Genomic DNA, 24144 nt, shown 5'->3' with positions numbered 1-24144 from the left:
CTGCAGGGGACCTGGAGCGTGTCGTCAATCGAGCACGAATGGACGTCCGGCCGCCGCCCGCCTCTCGCTGTTGAGGGGATGGAGGAGTTCGCCGGCGAGCCGGACGACGAATTCGCCGATGCCGATGCCGATGCCGACGAGCCGCCGCTGGAGACGCTTCGCGAGCTGCAGTCTCCGGCGGCGAAGGTTTCGATTGAAGCCGTGCTGGGATTGCTGGCGGCGTTCTTTATCGGGTTCATCGCGCCCCTGGCGGCGTTTGCCGCGGTGATCGGCATGCGTCTGGGGTTTGTGGTTGGCCTGCTGACCATCGGTGGAGCGGGCTGGCTGGCGATCCTGGTGGCCCGGCTGGCGAGCGCGGCGCTGGAGGGAGATCACCAGCGCACGTTTTCGCTGTCGAACCGACCGGCGACGGTGAAGGAGTCGCGCCCGCGGCTGTATATCCCGCTGGCGCTGGCCATGGCGGTGCGCGTGCCGCGGTTCACTCCGCCCCTGAACGTGCTGGTCAGCGGCTGGTGGCTGGTGCATTTCGGGGCGGCGGCGGGGCTGGGGCACCTGGCGGCGCTGAAGATCACTCGCGAATTTCAGCTCGGGCAATTGCTGCTGGCGGTGCCGTGCAGCATTGCGGTCCACTTTGCGTTTCTGTTTGCGGCGAATCTGTATCTGGTGCTGTCGATGGCCGCGGCGTGCAAGTCGCCGCTGGTGTGGCTGTTTGTGTGGCGGTATCGCTTTCTGATCGACCTGCTGCTGGCCCTGGCCCTGTTGATGTGGCGGTAATTGATGCCTGGAAGTCTGCGAGTCGTCGTTGTGGGACTGCTGTTTCTCGGGACGGCCTCAGCCCGAGAAATCTCCTTGCGTGATGTCGACGCTCAGCCTCTGGGATCGCAGATTCGCCGACTGATCGAGACGTTCGAGTCTCTGGGAACGCCCTTCGACGATGCTGTCATCGAGGAACTGCGGATGGCAATGCGCGAGGGAAATGCCTCGCGACTGCAGACCATCCTGGATCCACACGTTGCGGCGGTCGGCACCGTCGTAGCGTCCGGTCCGGCTCTGCGCGCGGAGAACCACGCTGTTTCGCTTCAGCAGCATGGATACGTGCCGGTTCTGATCAAGGTGCTCAATCCTGCGGAATCGACCGGCCGCTGGGAAGTCCAGAGTCCGCAGGCTGGTCTGGCGTTTCGGGGGCAGGCGGACCTGTCGATGGTGCGTCAGCAGCAGGAGCAGTTCAAGGATGACAAGCAGACGCCGGACGTCGCCGGGCGCTTTCTGCATCTCGAACCGTATGGACAACCGCCGCAGATCCGGAACTTGAGCGGGCTGGCCGTCGAGTACGTCGTCCTGCTGATGGCCGCGGACACTCCGGGACGGCATCCCATCGTGCTTCGTTGGGGCGTCGCCGATGACGACGGCCAGGTTCGGCGATGGGCTGAAACCGAGCTGACCGTCAATGTTCAGCCGGCGCATGTCGTTCGGCTGCAGGTGCGGGATGAACGGAATCTGCCGAGCACCGCCCGGCTGACCATTCGCGACGCCCGGGGGCGGGTCTATCCGCCGCAGGCGCGGCGGGTGGCGCCCGATCTGTTTTTCGAGCCGCAGATCTATCGTCACGACGGCGAAACCGTCCTGCTGCCGCCCGGCCAATACGTCGTCGAGAGCGGTCGTGGTCCGGAGTACGTCCGGCAGTCGCAGGAGTTGGCGGTCCCTGCAGACGGGGAGGCACAATGGTCGTTCGCGCTGGTCCGCTGGGTCGATCCGGCCGCCGCGGGCTTCTTCGGCGGCGACCATCACATTCATGCGGCGGGGTGTTCGCATTACACGTCGCCGACCGAGGGGGTTACGCCGGCCGATATGTTTCGGCAGGTGAAGGGCGAGGGGCTCAACGTCGGCTGCGTGCTGACGTGGGGGCCGTGCTTCGACGTGCAGCGGCGGTTCTTCGGGCCGGTCGTGCACGGTCTCAGCGAGCCGCAGACGGTTCTCAAGTACGACCTGGAAATCAGCGGCTTCGGTTCGCAGGCGCTGGGGCACGTCTGCCTGCTGAATCTCCAGAACCAGGAGTATCCCGGCTCCGACGGCACCGCGACGAAGGGCTGGCCCACCTGGACGACACCCGTCATGCGCTGGGCCAAGGAGCAGGGTGGGGTGACCGGCTACGCCCACTCCGCCAGCGGCCTGGCGATTAACCCGGCCAACGAGGCCCAGCGGCTGGTTCGCGTCCGCGACCGGAATGGCGACCAGTCGCTGTCAGTCGAGGAAGCCTCGGTCGGCGTGCTGTCCGAGGACGTCGCGAAGGTCGATGCTGATGGCGACGGTCGATTGAGCGTTGCCGAACTGGAACGGAGTCTGACGCGGGCGTCTCTCGAGTTGCCGAATTATGCGATTCCCGAAATGAACGGCGTCGGTGCGATGGAGATCTGCGTTGCGGCGTCGGAGGGTGTCTGCGATTTCATCAGCGCGATGGATACGGAACGGATCCAGGAATGGAACACGTGGTATCACCTGCTCAATTGCGGTTTTCCGCTCAAAGTCAGCGGCGAGACCGACTTCCCCTGCATGAGCAGCCTGCAGGTCGGGCAGGGGCGGGTCTACGTGCATCTGGGCGCCGCCGAGCGGATCGACTTCGCCGACTGGTGCCGCGGGCTGGCGGAAGGCCGGTCGTATGTGTCCGACGGCTATGCACATGCCCTGCAGTTCCACGTTGGCGGTCAGTCGCCGGGGCCCGAGCCGGTTCGGTTGAATGAACCGGGAACCATTCCTGTTCGAGCAACGGTCACCTTCGCGGCGGAAACGCCAATTGGCGTGGCGCACGGCACGAGCGAAGCCTCCGCCGGCCGGCGCGTCGCCGGCGACACGCGGATCCTGCACGCGGCGCGGGAGAACGGGATGGTCCGCGGCGGACAACGGACGGTCGATCTGGTGGTCAACGGCGTGGCGCGGAAGTCGTGGGAAGTCCCTGCGGATGGTCGGTCGCACGACCTGGCGTTCGAACTGCCGATCGACGGGAGCTGCTGGGTGGCCCTGCGGTCGTTTCCCCAACTGCACACCAATCCGGTGACGGTGCTTGTCAAAGACGAACCGGTCCGGGCCTCGCGGCGGAGCGCCCAATGGTGTGCGGAGATGACCGAAGTCCTCTGGCAGAACCGGGAGCGGGCCATCGCGCCGGCCGAACGCGAGGCCGCCCGCGAAGCCTTCGAACGGACGATCCGACGGTTTCGGGGGCTGGCGGAGGAGAGTCCGGGTGGTTCGTAGAATTGGGGAAGACGCTCCAGCCCCGGCCACCAGCCGTTTTGACCCCGGAGCGGGTCGCAGATCCGGATGACCTCGAACCAGTTCGACCCCTGCGGGGCAGAGCTTCCAAGGTGTTATGTTTTGGCATTCGTCCGGGCGAGGACTCTGAACGTCGAGACATGTCCGCCGTTGTGGTCGCTGTCGCGGTCCGGTGGCGGCTTCTGCGGGCCGCGTTTGGATCTGGGATCGCGAGAGAGGTCGAGTTTGCGGGCCAGTTCCAGCCGTTGTTCCGCGAACTGAGCGATGCTCATGCTCGTAAAGACGTTCCAGTGCGGAGCCGGGATCTGGACCATCATACCGTCGCAGGTCTTTTGAATTTCCGGGGACAGATCGTAAGGCGACACTTCTTCGTCGATGGTATTGACGCCATGGACGGCTCGCAGCGATTCCTTGAGCTTCGACACTGCGTTGGTGATCATCAGCGCGATGCAGAAGGCGAACAGCGCCGCCCTGGGATCGCTCAGCGAGTTGATCTCGCAGGCCAGCGTCGGCTGCATCTCCAGGAACACGAATTCGATGGTCCAGCGGCCGGCGTACAGGTCGGCGATTTTCCCGGCCGAGGTTTCGCCGGAGGTCATGTTCGTGAGAATGTGCAGTTCCCGGTCTCCGTCGCGTGTCGGCTCGTGGAGGTTGACCGTGATGCGGCGGACCGTGCGCGTCTGGCCTCGATTGTCGGTGATCTCCAGCGGTTGCTCGAAGACCGGTTGTCCGCGGCTGTCCTTGCCGCATTTCCGCAGCGAACCGGCGGCCCGGCCCTTCAAGCTGCCATGCTGCCGGATGACGAATCTCGCCTGAACGTCCCAGATCCCGCACAGGAAGTTGATCGTGCAGAAGTGGCGGTCCGCGATCCACACATCCTTCGGCGGAACGGTGGCCAGCACTTCAGGCAACAACGTCCGTTCGGACGCATGGCCGTCCTCGTTGAGAAACACGTCGCACACCAGTCGTCGTCGTTGCTCCCGGACGACCAGCGCGCGGCCGGGAAGCGGCGCATCCCACATGGTGCGGAGTTCGCCGATGCGGCGCCGGGTTGCGGAGAACAGGCTGCCGTCCAGCACTTTCACGTTCCGCTTCGCCACCCAGGCCCGCGGGCGCGTCTGGAGCGCCGCGAGCGCATCCGCCGCTTCGCGATACGCGGCGAGCACCGTCGGTTCGACCTGCAGCACCACCTGGGCCATCACCTCGACCACGGACGAGAACAACAAGTCCCGTTCGTACTGACGCTGTGCATGTTCACGAAAGATCGCATCGATGGTCTTGGCCGCCAACATGCGTTCCAGCGTCGCTCGCACCATCACACAAAATGGCCGCTGCTCCACAAACGCCCGAAAGTCCGAATCCAACAACCTCCTTGCCGCCTCCGCCAGTGCCGCTTCCATTGTCACCGGGGAAACTCAGAACGAATCCGGACACTTTGGAAGCCCTGCCTACCAGCAGCGTGTCGGTGCGTCGCAGCGGGCCGCGTTCCGGGGGTGTCAGAGCAAAGCTCCTCAACCCCCGGCTACACACTGCGCCCCCTCCGGGGTCGCAGATCGGGCACACCTCTTCAGCTCTTCGCCCACAGCTCACCAACGAATTGCATTTACGTCGTAAGCCCAATCACATTCATGGGTTTGTCATCCAAGGCGAGATTCTGGTCAGTGGTTACGACCTGAGATCGCCCACACAACCGTCATATTCGAAAGCCATGACTACCTCTGACGTTGTAGCCTGAATGCCATTTGTTGTTACGCACTGGGCGATGGAGACGACGCGTCCACCTCAAGCAACTCGTTGGGTCCGAGTTCGTGATCCTGGACCGGGTAATTGGCGAACTGGACGGTGGAGTAGTCGGCGAACCATCTGGCGATGTGCGGTTCGATGTCGTGGTCGTAGGCTGACTCGACGTGCAGGGTCCGGCCGGGGGGATCGTCGCGGAGTTCGCCGTCGTCGAGAACGACTTCGCCGGACTTGATCACATACCGCGGCAGCTCGAACATCCGCTGGCGGTCATCCTGGGGCGAATAAACTGTGACGTCGGCGTCGGCGCCGATTCCCAGGTGTCCTTTGCGGTCCAGTCCCAGCATCCGGGCCGGGGCGGCCCGGGTGATGATGGCGATCTCGTTCAGCGTGTATTCGCGGGCGAGGTCGGCGAGCGTGCAATGCGTCCGGAGCTTTTCCGGCAGCGTTGCCAGAAAATCCTGTCGCAGGCCGCGGTCCATCAGCAGCGCGATGATTTCGGGGTAGGCGAGGAAGCTGGCGCCGTTGGGGTGGTCGGTGCTCATCGCAATCCGCCAGGGGTCGTCGACCAGCAGATACCACTCCAGCCCGATCGCCCACTGCAGGGCGTGGACGAAGCTCTTCTGCTTGTACTGGATCGGGACGATGCCGCAGCCGGATTCGAGTTCGAGGTCGCCGCTGAACCATTTGCCCCCGGTGACGCGGTGCAGGTAGTAGCCGAGGGGCCCGTCGCCGGTCATGGACGTGGTCTTGCCGAACATCACCTGGCCGACGTCGACCGACAGATTCGGGTGGGCGTTCACATAGGCGGCGAGTTCCGGGACTTTCGAGCAGAAGGTCGCCTGCTCCGCGGCGTCGCCGCCGTAGCTGTGGAACTGAATGTGTGTCAGATGCCCGCGCCGGCCTTCGAGGGCCTGCATGGTTTCGAGCGTCGTGGACCAGTTCCCGGGCAGGCCAAGGTTATTGCCGTGAATGTGGACCGGGTGGGGCAGCTTCAGTTCGTCGCAGGCGGTGGCGAGCTCCCGCAGAATGGCGCGGGGGGTGATACCGAAGCCGGCGACGTCGTCATCGACCGATGAGACGTTGAGCCGGCCCGACTTCCAGTTCTCGACGCCCCCCGGATTGACGATCTTGATGCCGTAGCCGCGGGCGGATTTCAGCAGCCAGGCCATGTAGGCCTTCAGCAGGGCCGGTTCTTTGTCCGCGATCTGCCGCATCGCGAAATGATTGTTCCCCATCAGGACCAGGAAGCCCTTGTCGAGGAGCGGGATATCCTGAAACTCTTCGTGGACGTGGCGGGCGGCGAGCGGGGGAATGGCGGCATCGAACGCCGTGGTGTAGCCCATGCCGGTATAGAGGTAGCCCGTGGCGAAGGTGCTGGGCATGCTGCCGATGGTCCCCGAGCGAAACCGGCCGCGACGGGGAAAGACTTCGCCATTCCGGCGGTCTTCGGGGAGCATCTTGCGGGCCGAGTTGACCTTGGGGCCGGCGATGTGGCAGTGCATATCGACGCCGCCCGGCATGACGACCAGGCCACGGGCATCGATGGTGCGATCGGCCCGGCGGGCAGCGTCCGCGGGCGTTGCTACGATCCGGCCGTCTTCGATCCAGAGATCGCGGACTTCGCCGTCGATCCCGTGGCGCGGGTCGTAGAGATTTCCTCCCTGGAGACAGAGCAGCGTCATGGCTTCCCCACGAGCGAGCGGAGGCCATCCAGCGGCAACTGTTCGCGGCTGCCGAGCGGTTCTCCGAAGGCGGCGCCGATCGACCAGCCCCAGTAGCGGGCGCGGTCGCGGATGTCGTCCAGCGGGGTGGGGAATGTCTGCGGGCGGCCGGCGAAGAACTGGCTTTCGTAGCAGCGGATGGCGGCCATTTTCTCTTCGATGACGTCGCTGATATCGATCACGCAGGCGGGCTGGGGGTGAATCCGCAGGTGGATGCTCCAGTAATAGAGAATCCGGGGCGGGTGCCAGGGCTCGCCGGGCATGTCGGTCCGGGAGAGCTTTGACCAGAAGCGGGCCGCGTCGATCAGTTGCGTGGCCACGACGTGGTCGGGATGGGCGTCTTCCCAGTAGGGGGCCAGCAGCAGCTTCGGGCGGGTCTGTCGGAAGACCGTCGCCAGCGCCCGGCGAGCTTCCAGCGTGTGCTCCAATGAGCGGTTGGGAAGGCCCAGGTTGTGACGCCAGTCGAGGCCGAGGATCTCCGTCGAGGCGGCCGTCTCGCGGGCGCGAATTTCCGGGGAACCGAACGGCGTCGGTTCCCCGTCGGTGAGTTCGACGACCCCCACGCGCAGTCCCTGCCGTCGCGAGACGAGGATGGTTCCGCCGACGCTGATTTCCGCGTCGTCGGGGTGCGGGGCGATGACCAGGACGTCCAGCGGTTCGATCATGTCGGTCTCGGGGAATCGCAGTGGGAATTTGTGCTTACACCATAACCGACGTACGCGGGGAGATCACCCGTCGCAGCGTTCCTTCGAACCGGAACCCCATGCTTGACACCGGGTTGGCCCCGGCGGACGATCAGCGGGCGTTCGCTGACAATTGCGAGAATCGCGTTTGCGTCAGAACTTTTTTCCGGGAGTTTCACCATGTTGCGTTCGTGGACGAAGTCGTTGGCCCTGCTGGCCGCCGTCGGCCTGTTTTCGACAACGGCGACTGCCGCCGAGCCGGGCTTTACGGCCCTGTTCAACGGGAAAGACCTGAAGGGCTGGACGCAGAAGAACGGGACGGCGACGTACCGGGTCGAGGACGACTGCGTGGTGGGTAAGACCAGCGAAGGGAGCCCGAACTCGTTCCTTTGCACCGACAAGGAATACGGCGACTTCGAACTGCGGTTCGAGGTGAAGGTCGATAACGAACTGAATTCCGGCGTGCAGATCCGTTCAGCCAGCAAGGCCGATTTCAAGGACGGTCGCGTGCACGGACCGCAGGTGGAGATTGCGATCGACGGGACCGCGGGATTTATCTACGGGGAAGGCCTGGAAACCGGCTGGCTGACCGAAGACCGGTCGAACCCGGCGGCGATGGCCGCCTTCAAGAAGGGCGAGTGGAACAAGTACGTGGTGAAGTGCGACGGGAAGTCGATCAAGACCTGGGTGAATGGCGTTCCGGTTGCGGACCACATCGAAGACAAGACGGGACAGTCGAAGGGCTTCATCGGACTGCAGGTCCACGGCATCGCCAAGGGGACCGGCCCGTACGAAGTCCGCTGGCGGAACATCGAACTGAAGGATCTCTCGAAGTAAGTCAAACGACGAACCTACGTCGACCTCACATCGCCGGTGCGGACTCCGGAATCCAGGAGTCCGCGACCGGCGTTGGCGTTTCGTGGGGCCTGAGCAATGGTCTGCAGCAGGCCGTCCCAGGTGAATTCGCTGGCGACGACGTCAACCGGCAGGCCGGCTGCGCGGGCGGCCTCGGCCGTCACGGGGCTGATAGCGGCGATCCGCGTGGGGTCGCCCAATCGGACTTTGCTGGCAGGAGTCAGCAGCCGGGAGAAGTTGCGGGCGATCGAGGGACTGGAGATGGCGACCCAGTCGACGGACCCGCTTTCGAACGCCGCTCGGTCGGCGTCGCTGAGCTGATCGACGTCGTGATTCTCGTAGGCGACGACGGATTCGAAGCGGGCGCCGGCGTTCGTGAGGACTGTGGGAAGGACATCCCGGCCGCGGTTGGCTCGCACCCAGAGGACCTGCTTGCCGGCGACGAGTGGCGACAGGGCCGCGGCCAGGGCTTCGCCGCGGTATTCGGCCGGGATCAGATCGGCCCGGAGACCAAACTGCTCCAGCGCGGCAGCGGTCGCCGGCCCGATCGCAGCGAGACGCGCCTGGCCGAGACGACGGACGTCGCCTCCCAGCTCCCACAGTCGACGGAAGAGCGCCTGCACGCCGTTGACGCTGGTGAAGACGAGCCAGTCGAACTCGGCGAGACGATCCAGCATGGCATCGACGGCGGACCAGTCGGAGGGGGGGGTGATCTCGATCATCGGGATGACCAGGGGTTGGCCGCCTCGTTCGACAATCTGATCGACGACGGAATCGGCCTGCTCCTCCGGACGAAGAATCGCGATCGTCTGTCCGCGGAGCGGACGCTGTTCGAACCATTCGGCGTGGTCGCGGACCTGGACGCATTCGCCGACGATCAGCAGGGAGGGAGGATGAAGACCTGCGTCCCCCGCACGTTGCGGCAGATCGGCGAGCGTTCCGACGACCGTCTGCTGGAACGGCGTCGTCGCCTTGCAGACGACGGCTGCGGGAATGGTTGCCGGTTTGCCGGCGTCGATCAGGCTTTCGCAAATCGCAGCCAGGCGGTGCAGCCCCATGTAGAAGACGAGGGTGCCGGGAAAGCCTGCGAGGATCTGGTAATCCAGTGCGCTGGCCGGCTTGGTGGGATCTTCGTGTCCGGTGATGAAGGCCACTGCGGAAGCGTGATCGCGGTGGGTCAGCGAGATCCCCGAATAGACGGCGGCGCCTGTCGCGGCGGTGATGCCGGGAACGACTTCGAATGGAACACCGGCAGCGGATAGTGCGGCGGCCTCTTCGCTGCCGCGTCCGAAGACGAACGGGTCGCCCCCCTTGAGCCGGACGACGGTCTTGCCGGCGAGAGCCGCGTCGACGAGCCGCTGGTTGATTTCTTCCTGATCGATCCGGCGGCCGTGCGGCCCGGTGGCGCGGGACGTTCGCTCGGCTTTCGCGTGCGTGTGTCGGAGCAGGAGCGGATTGACGAGGCCGTCGTAGAGAATGAGGTCCGCCCGGCGCAGGCATTCCAGGCCGCGGAGGGTCAACAGACCGGGATCGCCCGGCCCGCCCCCGACAAGATAGACACGTCCGACGCCATGGTCGCTGATATTCGCTGGAGTCATCGCCGCAGGTCGCTGAAGGAACTCAATAGCCTGTCCGAAAGGGGAGCATGTCAGCCGCCGCCGACTTGCACAACCGCAGCCGCAGATCTTACGGCAAGCCGAAGTCGGGACGCACTACGAACCGGAAAGTCGCAGCAGGACTTTGCCGCGCCGTCCAGGTTCTTCGGCGGCGCGCAAGGCGTCGTGAATCCGCTGCAGCGGGAACGAGTCGCCAACTTCAGCGCCAAGAACACCCGATTGAATCAGGCGGCCGAGCGTTCGAATCAGTCGCAGTCGGGAGGGAAAACCGATGCGAGCCATCGCATTGGAGAGCCAGAAGCCTTCGATGGACGCCCCCGGGGTCATCAAGTCCCGCGGCGAAATCTGCATCGGTTCCGGCGACAGCGCGCCATAGAGCAGCAGTCGGCCGCCACGCCCCAGGCAGGGGACGACGGCTGAGGCGGTCGCGCCGCCGACCGGATCAATGGCAAAGGCAACTCCGTCCGTGGTATGGCGGAACACTTCGTCACGAAGCGTATCGCGGGCGTCGATGGCGCTGTCGAAGACGATCACGCGGGAGTCTTCCGGGAGGTCGTCGCGTCGCAATTGCTCGGCCTGATCTTCGCGTCGAACGACGTTGAGCGTCCGAAAACCGGTCTCGCGTCCCAGGCGGATGATCATTCGGCCAACGGCGGAGGCTGCGGCCGTCTGGAGGAGCCAGGCTCCGCGCGGGATGGCGAGCACGGAGCGCGTCATCAGCCAGGCCGTGGCGGGATTGACGAAGAACATGGCTCCCTGCTCGACCGACAGGGTGCGAGGGAGGGGAATGACCTGGCGGGAGGAGGCGTTCAACTGCTCCGCCCAGGCGCCCCCTGTCGGGCAGATCACCGCCACGCGCTGGCCGACGAGCCAGCGGCCGTAGAGACCCGCCGCGGCCTTGCGGACGATGCCGACCCCTTCGTAGCCGGGGACTGCCGGGAGATCGGGGCGTCTCCCGTAACTGCCGCGCAAGGTCATCAGATCCGAGGGATTGACGGGACTGGCGAGCATTTCGACCAGCACCTGCCCGGCCTGAAGTTCACCCGAGGCTCTGTCACGGACGGCCACGGCCTGGGCTGGTTCTGCGAACGACTCCTGAACGACGGCCAGCATTCGAGAGCCTTCCAGTTGGCTTCCGGCAGGGTTCGAGAATGCAATCGCCGGAGTCGGGCGACCGACTCCGGCGAGCGTGATTCTTCAATTCCGCGTCAGCGAATTCAGTTCGCTTCCGCCACGCGGCCAGAACGGATCGTTTCGGGTTTCGCAGGCAGGCCCTTCGCACGCGCTTCGGCCCGTTCCTTCGCAATGCTCAGGAGCTGCTGGGCGGCCATGAGCTGACGGGTCGAGAAGACGGGCTCCGGCGGCAGACCGCCGAGCCGCTGATTGGATTCCATGGCGAGATCCTGCCAGCTCAGCTTGTCCTTGAGATGCCAGGCGGCCGCCTGGGCGACCTGGCTGTCGACCTTGCCTGTGCCGACAAGGGTGAGGACTTCGTAGAGAATCGGATCGTCATTGACTTTTTCGACGGGGATCAGCGTGTACTCGCTGCGGACGCTCGGTTCCGGCTTGCCATGTTCGAGGCAGACCGACTGGATCGGAATGGAGACGACCTTTTCAGGAGGAATGGAGAAGAAGCCGCCACCGCCCATACCGCCCATGCCGCCACCGCCCATACCGCCCATGCCGCCACCGCCCATGCCGCCCATGCCGCCACCGCCCATGCCGCCGCCCATCATCTGCTGGCCGCCGCCCATGCCGCCCATGCCGCCGCCCATGCCACCCATACCGCCGCCCATGCCGCCCATGCCGCCGCCCATACCACCCATGCCGCCGCCAAACTGGGCGTTCTTCACGGGGACGCCAATAACGGCATCCGGGAGCTTGATCGTCAGGGGCTTATCCGTCTTGTTCTCGAACAGGACGTTCCCTTTCCGGGCGTTCTGCGGAATCAAGCGGGCAGAAACCTGGCCGGCCTCGATCGCTGCAAACAGCTCGACTTCTTCGGCCGCCGGGTCGAAAGTCGTCTTCGTGACCACGGGCTTGCGGGCGATCTTCTTTGCGGCAACCGCCGTCTCGGACGTCAGGACGCTGCCGCCCATGACCACAGCGGCACTACAGACCGCGACGAGCAGACCGGGGAAACGACGGCGGACCATGAGAGACCCTTTCGGTGAATCAGCCGGACTCGATTGATCCGGAGACTGGCAGCACCAGCAGGCCGGAGGGCGACCCTTCGAATTGCTGCCGGGATTTTCGTATTCACATCTTAAATCGAATGTTCTGGAGCGGGCAATCAAAAGTTGCCCGGTCGCCCGCGATTTCCCGTTCCTCCGGGGTGGACAGGCGGCATCCCTGATTTCGACCGCTGCCGGTCGCCTTCATGTCCTTTCAGGGGATCGACCCGCAGCGGTCTTCAAATCCATTGCGGTCCAATCCGGTGTTGCCGCCGCGACAACCGCTCAACTCCCGCAGGCATAGGCATCATCCCTGTAACAAGTTACGATCATTGTGCAACAGGCCGTCCGGTCGGGAAGACTGGGGAAATGTTGCGGATTCGCGGCGGGCAGGAGGGGAAGACTGCATGTGGGAAATCACCGCAGATACGGCGGCCGACTACCTGCGGAGAATGCAGCGAATACCGGCTGAAGGGGCTGTAGCAATTCTGCCCCTTGCGTGGGGTGTCTCGAATTGCGTGCTGCGGGTCGAACCGGAATTGGCGCCGCCGTTCGTGCTGAAGCAGAGCCGGAGCCGCTTGCGGACCGTCGATCCCTGGTTCAGCCGGCTCGACCGGATTTTCCGCGAGGCGGAAGTTCTGCGCTGGCTTTCGGCCCGCCTGCCCCCCGGCGTCGTTCCGCAGCCGCTTTTCGAGGACCGCGAGAACTTTGTGCTGGCGATGGAGGCGATCCGCCCGGATCACGTGGTCTGGAAACAGCTCCTGCTGGAAGGGCAGGTGGATCTCGAACTGGCCCGGCAACTCGGGGACCTGCTCGGGACGATTCATGCGGAATCGGCGGCGATCCGGGACGAACTGGCCGGCTGGCGGGATCGCGAGGTCTTCGAGGAGCTGAGGATCGAACCGTTCTACCGGCGGCTGATCACCCGGCATCCGGAGGTTGCGCCCGCGCTGGAGCGATTGATTGCCGAGACGTTTGACTGCGCGATCTGCCTGGTCCATGCCGACTTCAGCCCGAAGAACATTCTGATTCATCCGGACGGGTTTTCGCTGGTTGACTTCGAGACGGCACACCTCGGCGATCCGGCGTTTGACCTGGGCTTTTTTCTCAGTCACCTGTTGCTGAAAGCCGTGTATCACCATCCCGATTCCGGGCCGCTGCTGAACGTCGCCAGAGCCGCCCTCGAAGGCTGGCGGCAGCGCGTGCGCGGCACTGAGCTGACCGCACCGGAACTGTCGGCGCGGGGAGCCGCCCACACGGCGGCCTGCCTGCTGGCGCGAATCGACGGCGCCAGCCCGGTCGACTACCTGGTCAACGATGAGCCGCGGAAGGAATTCGTCCGGCAACACGCCATTTCCCGACTGCGTGTGGAACCGCGGGAGTCACCGGAGCGGGAAACTGAAGAACTGGCCGGGGCGTTGACTCGCGTTGAGTTTCCGCCGAGATCGGCCGGTTGATCGCAGATCACTCACTCGAACAGGAACTTTCATGATTCTCGACGATCTGACGCACGCGGACCGCTACCGGATGCTGTCGCCCGGGATTGCGAAGGCCTTTGACTATCTGCGGACTTTTCGCCCGGAAGAGGTCGCTTCCGGCAAGTACGAGCTGGAGGGGGACCGGCTGATCGCCAACGTGGCGCGGTATCAGACGCGGCTGCCCGAGCAGGCGATCTGGGAGTCGCACCGGAAATACATCGACGTCCAATACATTGCCAGTGGCGCGGAGCGGGTCGGCTACGTGCCGCTGGAACACGCTCCCGAGATCACCCTGCCTTACAGCGCCGAACGGGACGTGATCATCTACGCGCCGGGGGAGGACACGATCGCATTCCGTCAGGGACAGTTTGCGATTTTCTTTCCGGAAGATATTCATGCCCCGAATCTGGCGGTGGGAACGCCGGCGGAGGTCTGCAAGGTGGTGCTGAAGGTGGCGGTGGAGTGGTGACGCCAGGTCGCTTCATGCAATACGCCCCCGTCGCGAGCGACGGGGGCGTGCGTGAAATCTCGTTCTCGGCCGAAGCTGGGGCCTACAGATCCTTGGTCTCGGGCACCACGAACGGGGCGCGGTATTCGCGGGTCAGGTACTTGTTGGCTTCGGCGGCGAGTTCGCCGCTGAAGACTTCCTGACCGGCGAGCGTCAGTTTGGGACCGAAGGCGATTTTCGTCGTGCCGGGGTCGACCTTATTGTCCTTCAGGTGGGACTGGAAGCGGTCGAAGGTTTCGAGCGCGACTTCGTCGCCCTGCAGTTTCTGACCGATTTCGGCAGCGCTGATCGGGCTGCCGAGGCGGTAGGAAATGTTGCCGACGTGGCAGAGGGCGCTCGACAGGTGCCCTTCGAGGATGTCGGCGTTCAAGTCCGTGTAGTCCCGGCTGCGGACGGCCGCGACGAAGTTCGCAAAGTGGTTGCTGTCTCCCCCCTTGGCGATCTCTTTGAGCTTCTTGCCGTCCTTGTCGAACACGACGCCGCCGTTGTAGGTGGGGCTGACGACGTAGCCGTTGGAGCCTTCGAAGATCACTCCGACCTTCGACCCCTTGTAGTCGTCGGTCTTCAGGCCGCGGACTTCAAAGATGAGCCGCTTGCCCGAACCGAACTGGTGCAGGCAGATCTGGGTATTGGCAGTTTCGCCGGCGTCTTCGTAGCCGAATCGGCCGCCGAGACTGAAGACGGATTCGCCGAGATCCATTTCGCCCAGGCCCCAGCGGGCGATATCCATCTGGTGAATCCCCTGGTTGCCGAGATCGCCGTTGCCGTAGTCCCACTGCCAGTGCCAGTCGTAGTGGAGCTTGGGGCGGGTGAGCGGCTTGACTTCGGCGGGGCCGGACCAGAGGTCGTAATTGACGCTGGCGGGGACGTCGTAGTTGCCGCGGGGACCGATCGACGGGCGAGGTTTGTAGCAGAGGCCGCGGGCCAGCTTGACCTCGCCGACTTCGCCATTGTGAATCAGCTCGATAATTTCCCGCATGCCGGGGTTCGAGCGGCTCTGGGTCCCGGTCTGGCAGATTTTCTTGTACTTGCGGGCGGCTTCGACGATGCGGCGGCCTTCCGTGACGTTGTGGCTGACCGGCTTTTCGACGTAGACGTCTTTGCCGGCCTGAATCGCCCAGATGGCGGACAGGGCGTGCCAGTGGTTCGGCGTGGCGATGCTGACGATGTCGAGCGCCTTGTCTTCGAAGGCCTTCCGCATGTCGAGATAGACGGTTGGGCGCTTGCCGAACCGCTTCTCGATCTCGTCCGCCTTCTTGTTGCCGACGACTTCGTCGCAGTCGACGATGGCGGCGATCTGGCAGTCTTTGCGATCTCCGAACCCGGAAATATGGGCTCCGCCGCGGCCATTCACGCCGACGACGCAGACCTGAAGAATGTCGTTCGCTCCGACCTTCGGGGAATCTTGTGCGGCGGCAGGGGTTTCGCGGTGGGCGGCCATGGCTGCGGCGGCGGCCGCAAACATGGAGTTTTCCAGAAACTGGCGGCGTGACTGACCGGACATAGTGATCGTCCCTCGGCAAGCAGGATCGTGGCGGAAGGTGCACCGCTTCGGGGGATTCCGCGAGAGAGTCCATCGAGGCGCAACACACGAGTCTAGGCGCGGTTCGCGCCATGCCGCAAGTGTCTGCCGGGGAGCGGTTGAGCGTTGAGCGTTCAGCGTTGAGGGGCGGAGAGGGGAGAACCGGCATCCGGCAGCGTGCGAAACAGTCGCGCAAGACTGTCCGGAGAGCGGAATTCGCGCGATTGAACTCTGCCAGACCGCGATGGCGGAGTGGCGAAAGCGAGTCCGCCTCTGATGTCAGGCGGACGTCCGCGTCCGTCTTGTTGAGCGCCGTTGCGGGGCCGGCGAAGACGCCGACGGACGAGGACGTCCGTCGTACGGGATTCTCTCTCGCAACAATGGCGGACCGGTCGGCGCAACCGGCCCTACAGGGGGCTTTGGGCTCGAAGGACCGGCGGCGCATGGCCTGCTTCGGCGCTGGCGATGTCGATGGCCGTCGATGAATTCAAGCTGCCGAATTCCGGGTCGAAGGACGGGGCCGGGCCGCTGTTGAGCTTGCGAAGCCGGTGCGGCTGCAGTTCGTGCAGGAGCGAGCAGCCGGTCGCATTGCTGACCAGCAGCGCCATGAGGATGAGGGTTCGCAAAGGGGGCATGGTGCGTCTCCTCGTTTGAGCCTGATGGAATGTGGAGCGCGGCGGATGGGACTGCCAATCCGGACAATCCCGCATCGCTAAGGATCGGTCAAGCGGAACCCCGCGTCCTCAGGGCCGCGCGTGGTCCGCAGATCGAAGATTCCATCGCAGACCGGCAAGACCGGCCGGTCTGGTCCGCGGCGGCTGTTGCGTCAGGCCGGCAATCGGCCGGATCGCGAAATGCGAACGCCCCGGCGACTGGACGCCGGGGCGTTCGGGCGATTTTCCCTGCGGGGGGGAAGGAAAACAGGGGGGAACCGGTGAATCTGGACAGGATCTATTCCGGCTTCTTCTCGGGCTGTCCTTCGGCGGGGGGGCGACCGCCGGGTCGGCCCTGGCGGAATGAACTTGCCAATTCTTCCCGATCCACGAACCCATCGCTGTTGCGGTCCAGTTGGTCGAAATTTTTCTGCATGCGTTCCGGGGCTTCGTCCTTCGACAGCTTGCCGTCGCCGTCCTTGTCGAGGCGGGCGAAGAACTGACCATCCGGACGTCCCGCCTGCGGAGTTCCCGGGCGGTCTCCCTCGGGACGTCGGCCTTCCATCTCCGGGCGACCGGCGGCGGGACGCCGTCCTCCGAGCGCCGTTCCGGGTCCCATGCCTTCCGGCGGCGGCCCCATCAGCTCACGCGGTTCGAGCTGACCGTCGCCGTTCTCGTCGAGATCGGCGAACAGGTCGGGGGCTTTGGCGAATTCGGACTTTGAGAGACGGCCGTCACCGTCGGCGTCGAGTTTCTGCAGGAATCGCGGGGCGCGGAACGGTCCCATGCCGGGGCGACCGCCGGGTTGTCCGTCGGCGGTCCGGGGGCGATTCCCTTCGACGGGAGGCCCCTGCATGGCGCCGCGGAAAGCGGCGGCGAATTCTTCGCGAGTCAGTTCGTCCTTGCCGGCCTGATCGAAGATGCGGGCCATCCGCTCGCGGGCATCTGCGGGAAGTTCGTCGCGCGAGACCTTGCCGTCGCCGTTCTTGTCGAGCTGGCCGAAGAGCTGACCCGGTTCGGGGCGTTGTCCGCCGGAGAATCGGCCGAGGTCTTCGAGCGAGAGTTCGTCTTTGCCGAGCCGGTCAAACAGCGGCATCAGACGCTCTCTGGCGACGTCGGGGACTTCGCTCCGGGAAATCTTGCCGTCGCCATTGCGGTCCATCTGTTTCAGGCGTTCGCGAATCTCCTCGGGATTCGGGCGTCCACCTCCGGGGCCGCCTGGACCGCCGAGACTTCCGCCGGAGGGAGCGTCCGGCTGATGGGCCGCTTCGAATTCTTCGACGGTGAGCTGGCCGTCTTCATTCTTGTCGCCAGCCCGCTGAACGCGCTCGAACAGGCGGCGGTGTTCCTGGGGAATCTCGTCGGCGACAAGTTTGCCGTCGGCGTTCTTGTCGAGCTGTTTGAAAAGATCGGCCGGTTTGGGAAGTGCGTCCTGTGCGGCGGCCAGACCGGCCGGCCCGATTGCTGCGGCCAGAGCCGCCCCCCAAAGCCAGTGTTCACGCTGCATGATGTTGCGTCCCGTAAATCATCCGCCGGGCTCGAAGCCGCGGACTTGTCCTGTAGAAACCGTAGTCGCCACAGGAGATTGAACACGTCGCCGGCAGAAAAGTTTCGCCCGCAGACGAAGCGAGGCCCCACAGTCGATGACTGCGGGGCCTCGCGAGGATTGTCCAAGTCCATTGCCGGCGTCGAAGCGGCGGCCTCAGGCTGGTCAGTCTTTCAGGGTGAAGCCGACCTGCAGGGCCCCGTTCTCGTCCGGAACGACGTACGAAACTGAGGGGCGCAGGTATTTCTGGATGACTTCGAACTCAGGCAGCTTGCTCATGTCGAGACCGCCGGCGGATTCCGCGTCCATCGCCCTCAACTGCTCGTACCCGGCCTGAAGCTGAGCATCCTGCTTCTGGTAGCTCAGGATGGAAACCTTGCCGGGAATGTGCTTCGCCAGCTTCTTGTATCCCGCCGAGTCGGCCAGCGAACTTGCGCCGCTCTTGCCCCGGATGACATTCTCCACGCTGCTCGGCTCGGTGCCGACGACGAGGGTGTCGCCAGTGACGGTGACGACAAGGGACTTTTCGGCCCCGCCGGCATCGAAGGCCATTTCGTAGACCGTGGCGCCCTCGAATTCGCGGATCTTGCCGTCGAATCCGTCAGTCTTGGCGGCCTTGGCGAGGAGCTTCTTAACCTTGTCTTCGTTTTTGAGGCCCAGAGCGACAATGAAGTCCTGGCTCGGCTCGTCGGCGGACGCAGGAGCGTTGCCGACGATGTGAATCAGGCCGGAGAGCTGTTCGATGATGTCTTTCTTGATGTGGATCTGCGGGCCTTCTTCGTCTTCGGCAAATCCATCAATGATCCGTTCGAAGGCGCCGGGGCCCTGGAACGAGTCGAGCAGGGTTTCGACGGCCGAGTAGGCTTCGGCGGCATCCCAGTTAAAACCGCTGTACATCACCGCGTCGGCCGGCACCCAGGCGGGGGGAGACATGGCGGTGGCGGGGAACTGGAACACGTTCATCAGTCCGCTGGTGGGCTGCTCGGCGTAGATGAAGGATTTCGTCATGCCGTCGTAGTCATCGACGGCGAAGTAGCTGGCGCCCCCCATCCCCTTGAGCTTGTCGATCCCCAGGATGGGCAGAAAGCCCATGACCATGGCCGCCTGCGGGTTCTGGACCTGGATCATCGTGACGGCGGACTGCACGAGGCCGATGGGATCGAAATACCAGACGAAGGCGGGATCGGCGTCGCCGGCTTCCACCTTTTCGCTGATATAGGAGTAGACGTCGGTGTTGGCCAGCGAATCTTGCTTCGAACCGGACATCCGGTCGAGGACCTGCTGGAGGGCGGCGACGTCCGTCGCCACGCCGAGATAGCTGTCGTGCGAAAAGTAGGCGACGTGCTTGATCGGGTTGTTCGGATCGTTGTTCGGGATCTTGTAGATGTTGACTTCGACGTCGCCAATCATCTGGGTCGAGTGCTCGCAGCCCTGTTCTACGGCGGCGGCATGTCCCTGCTCGAGGAGTTTGTCGATCTCGTCGCCATGTTCGCCGTAATCGAACAGCATCACGCCGGCCAGCTTGCCGGGTTTGGGAGCAACGACGGCAAAGGTCACTTCGCCCTGAGGCAGATCCGCCAGATCGGCGAGCGACAGTCCGAGCTTTTCGCTGACGGCGTTGGAAGCCTCGTCGAGCTTGCCGCGAACTTCTTCGATGAACGGCTGCAGGGCGGGATCGGCGAGCAGTTTGCCGAGCAGCGAGTCAGCCCCCTGCGCCTTCAATTCCGGCACGTCCGGAACCGAGATCATGAGCATCGTCTGCGGCGGCAGGAGCTGCTCGACGACCGGATCTTCTTCGCCGCGGACGGGCTGCATCGCCGTGCACAGGGCGAATCCGAGGCTCAGCAGCGCGGCCGGGCCGAATTTCAACATCTTCATACCTCGATCCAATCCTTTCCGACGATCGGCGAAAACCGCCCCCGTCCCCCGACAGTGTCGGACTGCAGAAGGAGCTGCACCGTTACTCAACGGAGCGCTGAACGGCTCGATATCTTGTCGATTTCAAACTGGAGACACAATCCCATTACGGGTGTGTACCCGCGCTGATTCCGCGAGGTTTCGCGAGGAAACGCACTTCGAAGCGTCGCGGATCAAATGCAGGCGTCAGCGGGGAGGTCTTCCGCCAGCCACGCGGTACTCCACGGCCACATTCTCGATCTGATCTCCGGCGACGACCTGATAGTTCGCCCCCTCTTCCAGTTCGTGGGCCGATTCCTTCTCGACGCCGGCTTCCCGCCAGCGGTGAGTGACCTGGAGACGGCTCGCCGGCTGGGTTTCGCGCGGAATGCAATGCGCCACGATGCGGTATGCATTGAGCGCGGGCCGGCCTTCCAACTGCAGATAAACGGTTTCCGCCGGCTGGTCCAACCGGACGTCGCTCAGAAACTGATAATGCCAGTGGTTGTGGTCGCCGGGCAGACGCGGCAGGTCCTGGGCCACGAATCCGGCAGGGCGATCGGTCGCGAGTCCGAGCCGTGCGGTCTGGTTCTCGTCCGAATCCGCCGAGAGACTGGCGGCCACCGACAGCCAGGCAATCTGTGTTCCCGGCCGGGCCGGGATGCGCAGGCTGAAGGGGCCGACGGCGCGGCGCTGGCTGTCGGCGGGATTCAATTCGCGCGGCGGACGGATGGCGTATTTCAAGAACTCATTCTCGTCCGGGCCATTCGCTTCGACCACCAGCGGCAGGGATTCCAGGCCATCGTGGTCCCGAGTCTTCAGCGAGAAGGCGTTTTCACCCGGTCGGATCGCCGGCAGCGCGCCGGGCGCCAGTTGCACCCACGTCGACACACGGAACGATTTCACGACCGCTTGGCCCGGTTTGCCCTTAAGGTTCAACCGGAGCAGATAGCCCGATCTGCCGGCGACTTCCTTGGTCAGGTCGAGCTTCGCGGGAAATTCTTTGGTTTCGAGCGAGATCCAGGTGGCGCCGGCATCGGGAGACCAGGCGGCGGTCAGCCCGGCGCCGTCGACTTCGACGACCGACGCCTCGCGGTCATCCTTGGGATCGGCAATGTCGCCCAGTTCCGGGACAATGACAAACGGCGTTTCGACGGCGAACACGACGAAACCGTCGCCGGCGGAGTCGAGGGTCAGCCCGGCGTCGGTGATTTTCAGATTGCGTGACGTCAGAACGCCGTCCACGAAGTCGGCGGCGTCCCCCTGCAACTGGGGTTCGTAGACGAACAGGCCGTTGCCGCGGCGGACAGCCGTCCTGTCGTCGTCCAGGATCTTGGGGCCGGCGGGCGGCTGCAGTAGACGGGCTTTCTGAGACTTATCCTTGAGCCATGCGGGATCCAGTCGCCAGCGGTCCCCCTGCGGATTGAACCAGGCGGTGAAGGTCTCTCCGCGGCGAAGGACGAGATCGCGCGTATATTGTGCAACGCCTTGGGAATAGCGGGGCTGGAGATCGGGGGCCACGATAAACTCCCCGCCCCCGGGAACAAACAGGCGACTGCCGGTGCCGGTCGGAATCGCAGCGGCCCAGCGATCAGTCCGGGGATCGAACAGGACCTGCGCCCGTCCGGGGCCGCTGACATCCCACAGGGCGGCGACTGCGGCGCTCAGCGCTTCCGGCGATGCGGCGCCATAGACGTTCCAGAGTTGCAGCGGATCGCGGATCAGGTGATGTTCGGAACGAGGATCGGTCCCTGCGAACGGAGACTCCGCGGTGACCTGCAACCCGTTTGCCGGGTCAAACAGAAATTTCCCGATGGCCTCGGCTCGTTCTTCGGCCGGCAGGTCCTTCCAGGCGGCGTGCGTGAGAAAGGTGATCGCGCTCTGCGGATCGGGCTGTCCGACGGCGACGACCCGCGGCGCGTAAACCCTGGCCAGCGCCGGAACCGGATTCGCCGTCATCAGGAGTGCCGTCGCCAGCAGGCTGCAGAGTCCGCGATGCTTGGTCACAGGGGGCGTCCCTCGTTGAAGTTTCACGAAACAAACGACGTGGCTACCGGTCTCACAATCCTCCGGAGCGTCAGAGGTGACAATACCATCACGGCGGATTCGCCGACCACGCCTTTCGCAGGTCAAGTTCCCGGAATAGAATACCGCATCGACCGATATTGATGGATGGCCCTGCCGGACCGCCAGTTTCGCCAGCCGAAGAGATCTGACGCCGATGCTGCCAACTTCCCTGCCATCGAACTGGGCTTGCAGCATGTCCCGACTGTCGGGGCTGCTGGCGGTGGTCATCGGCATGGGCGGGGCGGACATCAGTCTGGCAGGGGCGCCAATCAGCTTTCGCAACGACGTGATGGCGGTGCTGTCGAAGTCCGGGTGCAATCTCGGGACGTGTCACGGGAACGCACGGGGGAAGGGGGGCTTCCAGATCTCCCTGCGCGGTCAGGATCCGGCGGGAGACTTTCAGGTCCTGACTCGGGACTGGCAGGCGCGGCGGACGAATACTTCCGCCCCCGACGCGAGTCTGGTGCTGTTGAAGGCCACGATGCAGGTGGCCCACGAAGGGGGCCGACGGTTTGCGGTGGATTCTCCCGAGTATCGAGTGCTCCGGGACTGGATCGCCGCGGGCCTGCCGGCCGACGCTGCGGGGACGCGCCGACTGACGTCGCTGATTGTGGAACCCGCCGAGCTGATTCTGACCGGACCGGACTGGAAGTCGGCGGTCCAGGTGACCGCCCAGTACTCGGACGGCGCGGTCGAAGACGTGACTTCGAAAGCCGTTTATGAAGTGGCGCAGCCGGTGATTGAGGTTTCGGCGGACGGTGAAGTCCGCGGCTGGGCGCGGGGGGAAACGACGCTGCTGGTCCGGCTGCTGCAGACCCAGACTCCCGTCCGCGTATTGCTGCTGCCGGAGGGAGATGCCTCGGAATGGACAGGCCCGGAGCCTGCCAACGTAATCGACGAGCAGGTGTTCGCAAAATTGCGGCAGGTGCGAATTCAACCGTCGGAACTGAGCGACGACGCGACGTTTCTGCGGCGCGTCTCGCTGGACCTGATCGGCCTGCCTCCCTCGGCTGAAGCCGCCCGAAAGTTTGTCGCGGACACGTCGCCGGACAAACGGAGCCGCGTGATTGACGAGCTGATCGAACGTCCGGAATTTGCAGACTGGTGGGCGCTCCGCTGGGCCGACATGCTGCGGATTGAGGAGAAGACGCTCGACCGCAAAGGGGCGCAGGTTTTTCACGGCTGGCTGCGCGACGGTTTTGCGACGAACAAGCCGCTCGATGCGATGGTCCGGGAGCTGATTGCTTCCCGCGGCAGCACATACTCCGAGCCGACGGCTAATTTCTATCGGGCGATGCGTGATCCTTTCGAGCGGTCGGAGGGTGTGGCTCAATTGTTTCTGGGCATCCGCCTGCAGTGCGCGAAGTGCCACAATCATCCGTTCGACCAATGGACCCAGGACGATTACTACAGTTGGTCGAACTTGTTCGCCCGCGTGGACTACAAAGTCCTGGAGAACCGTCGACGGGATACCAATGACAAGCATGAGTTCGACGGCGAGCAGATCGTCTTTATGAAGTCCGCAGGGGAGGTCGCCGATCCTCGAACGGGCCGGCCTCGTCCGCCGCAGTTCCTGTCGAAGTCGGCAGAGCCCGTCGCGGGGGATGCCGATCGGCTGCTGGAGCTCGCCGACTGGTTGACGTCGGCGGACAATCCGCGGTTTGCGGAGATGCTGGCCAACCGGACCTGGCAGCAGATTCTGGGGCGGGGCATTGTCGATCCTGTGGATGACTTCCGGGCCACCAATCCGCCGTCGAATCCGGCTCTGCTGGCGGCCCTGGCGCAGGAGCTGCGGTCCAGCGGCTACGACTTCCGGCGCCTGGTCCGGCTCATCGCCAATTCGCAGACCTACCAGTTCTCAGCCGTCCCCAACGCCTCCAACCGGGACGACGAGCTGAATTTTTCGCGGGCGCAAGTCCGACGGTACTCGGCGGAGCAGCTTCTGGACTCGGTCTCGTCGACGCTGGACGTCCCGCTGGAATTCGCCGGCTACCCGGCAGGGATGCGTGCGCAGCAGCTCTGCGGCGTGCATGCCGTCCGATTGCGCGAGCAACGCCCCACCCGTGAAGACAGCTTTCTGACGCTGTTCGGCAAACCGCCGCGGTTGCAGTCGTGCGACTGCGAGCGGACCGACGAGACCACGCTCAATCAGACCTTTGAGCTGATCAGCGGGGAACTGCTCAACCGGTGGCTCGGCCGCGACGACAACCGTCTGGGTCGGCTGGCGAAGTCGTCCGCGTCGACCGACGAACTGATCCGCTCGCTTTACTGGACGGCGCTGACCCGCGAACCGGCTCCGGAGGAACTTGGGGCCGCGAAGGCGGCTCTGGACGGCGCGGCCAATCGACGCTCGGCCCTGGAAGACCTGACGTGGGGGCTGCTGAATTCGCACGAGTTTCTGCTGCGGCATTAGCAGGC

The 24144-nt window shown here is 64.5% G+C and carries 17 protein-coding genes; 6 read left to right on the top strand and 11 right to left on the bottom strand.

Translation table 11 applies throughout. The features are described 5' to 3' along the window. Nucleotides 1-18 precede the first annotated feature (18 nt). On the top strand, nucleotides 19-774 hold the full coding sequence (locus SH412_RS03820; RefSeq protein ID WP_336522187.1) for a hypothetical protein: 756 nt from the start codon (nucleotides 19-21) through the stop codon (nucleotides 772-774). A 3-nt stretch (nucleotides 775-777) separates the two neighbouring features. Next, nucleotides 778-3246, top strand: a complete 2469-nt coding sequence (locus SH412_RS03815) for a CehA/McbA family metallohydrolase (protein ID WP_336522186.1) — start codon at nucleotides 778-780, stop codon at nucleotides 3244-3246. 113 nt (nucleotides 3247-3359) lie between these two features. Here SH412_RS03815 and SH412_RS03810 read toward each other — a convergent pair whose 3' ends face one another. The 3 genes from SH412_RS03810 to bshB1 form a co-directional block, all read right to left on the bottom strand. Next, complete coding sequence (locus SH412_RS03810; protein WP_336522185.1) at nucleotides 3360-4628, bottom strand: transposase; 1269 nt, start codon at nucleotides 4626-4628, stop codon at nucleotides 3360-3362. Between the two features lie 384 nt (nucleotides 4629-5012). Further along, nucleotides 5013-6689: a formylmethanofuran dehydrogenase subunit A gene (locus SH412_RS03805; protein WP_336522184.1), complete on the bottom strand. Its 1677-nt coding sequence runs from the start codon at nucleotides 6687-6689 to the stop codon at nucleotides 5013-5015. Then, a complete protein-coding gene (gene bshB1, locus SH412_RS03800) occupies nucleotides 6686-7393 on the bottom strand; it encodes a bacillithiol biosynthesis deacetylase BshB1 (RefSeq protein WP_336522183.1) in 708 nt (235 codons plus the stop codon). The genes SH412_RS03805 and bshB1 overlap by 4 nt, the downstream gene beginning before the upstream one ends. Nucleotides 7394-7591: 198 nt before the next feature. Between bshB1 and SH412_RS03795 the strand changes: the two genes are divergently transcribed. Continuing rightward, the gene (locus SH412_RS03795; protein ID WP_336522182.1) at nucleotides 7592-8248 is read left to right on the top strand and encodes a 3-keto-disaccharide hydrolase; all 657 of its coding nucleotides are present in this window, start codon (nucleotides 7592-7594) and stop codon (nucleotides 8246-8248) included. Between the two features lie 14 nt (nucleotides 8249-8262). On the opposite strand, the gene cobA is transcribed toward SH412_RS03795, so the two are convergent. The 3 genes from cobA to SH412_RS03780 all read right to left on the bottom strand — a co-directional run bounded on the left by cobA (nucleotide 8263) and on the right by SH412_RS03780 (nucleotide 12038). Beyond that, nucleotides 8263-9864: a uroporphyrinogen-III C-methyltransferase gene (cobA, locus tag SH412_RS03790; RefSeq protein ID WP_336522181.1), complete on the bottom strand. Its 1602-nt coding sequence runs from the start codon at nucleotides 9862-9864 to the stop codon at nucleotides 8263-8265. 114 nt (nucleotides 9865-9978) lie between these two features. Next, on the bottom strand, nucleotides 9979-10995 hold the full coding sequence (locus SH412_RS03785) for a zinc-dependent alcohol dehydrogenase family protein (RefSeq protein ID WP_336522180.1): 1017 nt from the start codon (nucleotides 10993-10995) through the stop codon (nucleotides 9979-9981). A 104-nt stretch (nucleotides 10996-11099) separates the two neighbouring features. After that, nucleotides 11100-12038, bottom strand: a complete 939-nt coding sequence (locus SH412_RS03780; protein WP_336522179.1) for a hypothetical protein — start codon at nucleotides 12036-12038, stop codon at nucleotides 11100-11102. Between the two features lie 425 nt (nucleotides 12039-12463). Here SH412_RS03780 and SH412_RS03775 point away from each other — a divergent pair, with 425 nt between their 5' ends. Together SH412_RS03775 and SH412_RS03770 are read left to right on the top strand one after the other, a co-directional pair. Further along, nucleotides 12464-13513: a phosphotransferase family protein gene (locus tag SH412_RS03775; RefSeq protein WP_336522178.1), complete on the top strand. Its 1050-nt coding sequence runs from the start codon at nucleotides 12464-12466 to the stop codon at nucleotides 13511-13513. A 31-nt stretch (nucleotides 13514-13544) separates the two neighbouring features. Then, on the top strand, nucleotides 13545-14003 hold the full coding sequence (locus SH412_RS03770) for a NanQ anomerase/TabA/YiaL family protein (protein WP_336522177.1): 459 nt from the start codon (nucleotides 13545-13547) through the stop codon (nucleotides 14001-14003). An 82-nt stretch (nucleotides 14004-14085) separates the two neighbouring features. Here SH412_RS03770 and SH412_RS03765 read toward each other — a convergent pair whose 3' ends face one another. The 5 genes from SH412_RS03765 to SH412_RS03745 all read right to left on the bottom strand — a co-directional run bounded on the left by SH412_RS03765 (nucleotide 14086) and on the right by SH412_RS03745 (nucleotide 21666). Beyond that, on the bottom strand, nucleotides 14086-15546 hold the full coding sequence (locus tag SH412_RS03765) for a Gfo/Idh/MocA family protein (protein WP_336522176.1): 1461 nt from the start codon (nucleotides 15544-15546) through the stop codon (nucleotides 14086-14088). 425 nt (nucleotides 15547-15971) lie between these two features. Then, nucleotides 15972-16199: a hypothetical protein gene (locus SH412_RS03760; RefSeq protein WP_336522175.1), complete on the bottom strand. Its 228-nt coding sequence runs from the start codon at nucleotides 16197-16199 to the stop codon at nucleotides 15972-15974. Between the two features lie 316 nt (nucleotides 16200-16515). Continuing rightward, nucleotides 16516-17724, bottom strand: coding sequence for an EF-hand domain-containing protein (locus SH412_RS03755; protein ID WP_336522174.1), 1209 nt, complete (start codon nucleotides 17722-17724; stop codon nucleotides 16516-16518). 204 nt (nucleotides 17725-17928) lie between these two features. Further along, nucleotides 17929-19641, bottom strand: coding sequence for a DUF3352 domain-containing protein (locus SH412_RS03750; RefSeq protein WP_336522173.1), 1713 nt, complete (start codon nucleotides 19639-19641; stop codon nucleotides 17929-17931). Nucleotides 19642-19866: 225 nt separating this feature from the next. Beyond that, complete coding sequence (locus SH412_RS03745) at nucleotides 19867-21666, bottom strand: hypothetical protein (RefSeq protein WP_336522172.1); 1800 nt, start codon at nucleotides 21664-21666, stop codon at nucleotides 19867-19869. A 253-nt stretch (nucleotides 21667-21919) separates the two neighbouring features. Between SH412_RS03745 and SH412_RS03740 the strand changes: the two genes are divergently transcribed. Further along, entirely contained in the window at nucleotides 21920-24139 is a 2220-nt protein-coding gene (locus SH412_RS03740) for a DUF1549 and DUF1553 domain-containing protein (RefSeq protein WP_336522171.1), read from the top strand. Nucleotides 24140-24144: the final 5 nt, after the last annotated feature.

Source organism: Planctellipticum variicoloris, from assembly GCF_030622045.1.
GTDB classification, from domain to species: domain Bacteria; phylum Planctomycetota; class Planctomycetia; order Planctomycetales; family Planctomycetaceae; genus Planctellipticum; species Planctellipticum variicoloris.
This window is presented reverse-complemented; position numbering and strand designations above follow the sequence as displayed.

Coding starts and splice junctions, on each gene's coding strand:
- SH412_RS03795 (WP_336522182.1), top strand. CDS start 7,592: ATGTTGCGTTCGTGGACGAAGTCGTTGGCCCTGCTGGCCGCCGTCGGC.
- SH412_RS03765 (WP_336522176.1), bottom strand. CDS start 15,546: ATGTCCGGTCAGTCACGCCGCCAGTTTCTGGAAAACTCCATGTTTGCG.
- cobA (WP_336522181.1), bottom strand. CDS start 9,864: ATGACTCCAGCGAATATCAGCGACCATGGCGTCGGACGTGTCTATCTT.
- SH412_RS03755 (WP_336522174.1), bottom strand. CDS start 17,724: ATGCAGCGTGAACACTGGCTTTGGGGGGCGGCTCTGGCCGCAGCAATC.
- SH412_RS03760 (WP_336522175.1), bottom strand. CDS start 16,199: ATGCCCCCTTTGCGAACCCTCATCCTCATGGCGCTGCTGGTCAGCAAT.
- SH412_RS03805 (WP_336522184.1), bottom strand. CDS start 6,689: ATGACGCTGCTCTGTCTCCAGGGAGGAAATCTCTACGACCCGCGCCAC.
- SH412_RS03785 (WP_336522180.1), bottom strand. CDS start 10,995: ATGCTGGCCGTCGTTCAGGAGTCGTTCGCAGAACCAGCCCAGGCCGTG.
- SH412_RS03740 (WP_336522171.1), top strand. CDS start 21,920: ATGTCCCGACTGTCGGGGCTGCTGGCGGTGGTCATCGGCATGGGCGGG.
- SH412_RS03775 (WP_336522178.1), top strand. CDS start 12,464: ATGTGGGAAATCACCGCAGATACGGCGGCCGACTACCTGCGGAGAATG.
- bshB1 (WP_336522183.1), bottom strand. CDS start 7,393: ATGATCGAACCGCTGGACGTCCTGGTCATCGCCCCGCACCCCGACGAC.
- SH412_RS03815 (WP_336522186.1), top strand. CDS start 778: ATGCCTGGAAGTCTGCGAGTCGTCGTTGTGGGACTGCTGTTTCTCGGG.
- SH412_RS03770 (WP_336522177.1), top strand. CDS start 13,545: ATGATTCTCGACGATCTGACGCACGCGGACCGCTACCGGATGCTGTCG.
- SH412_RS03750 (WP_336522173.1), bottom strand. CDS start 19,641: ATGAAGATGTTGAAATTCGGCCCGGCCGCGCTGCTGAGCCTCGGATTC.
- SH412_RS03780 (WP_336522179.1), bottom strand. CDS start 12,038: ATGGTCCGCCGTCGTTTCCCCGGTCTGCTCGTCGCGGTCTGTAGTGCC.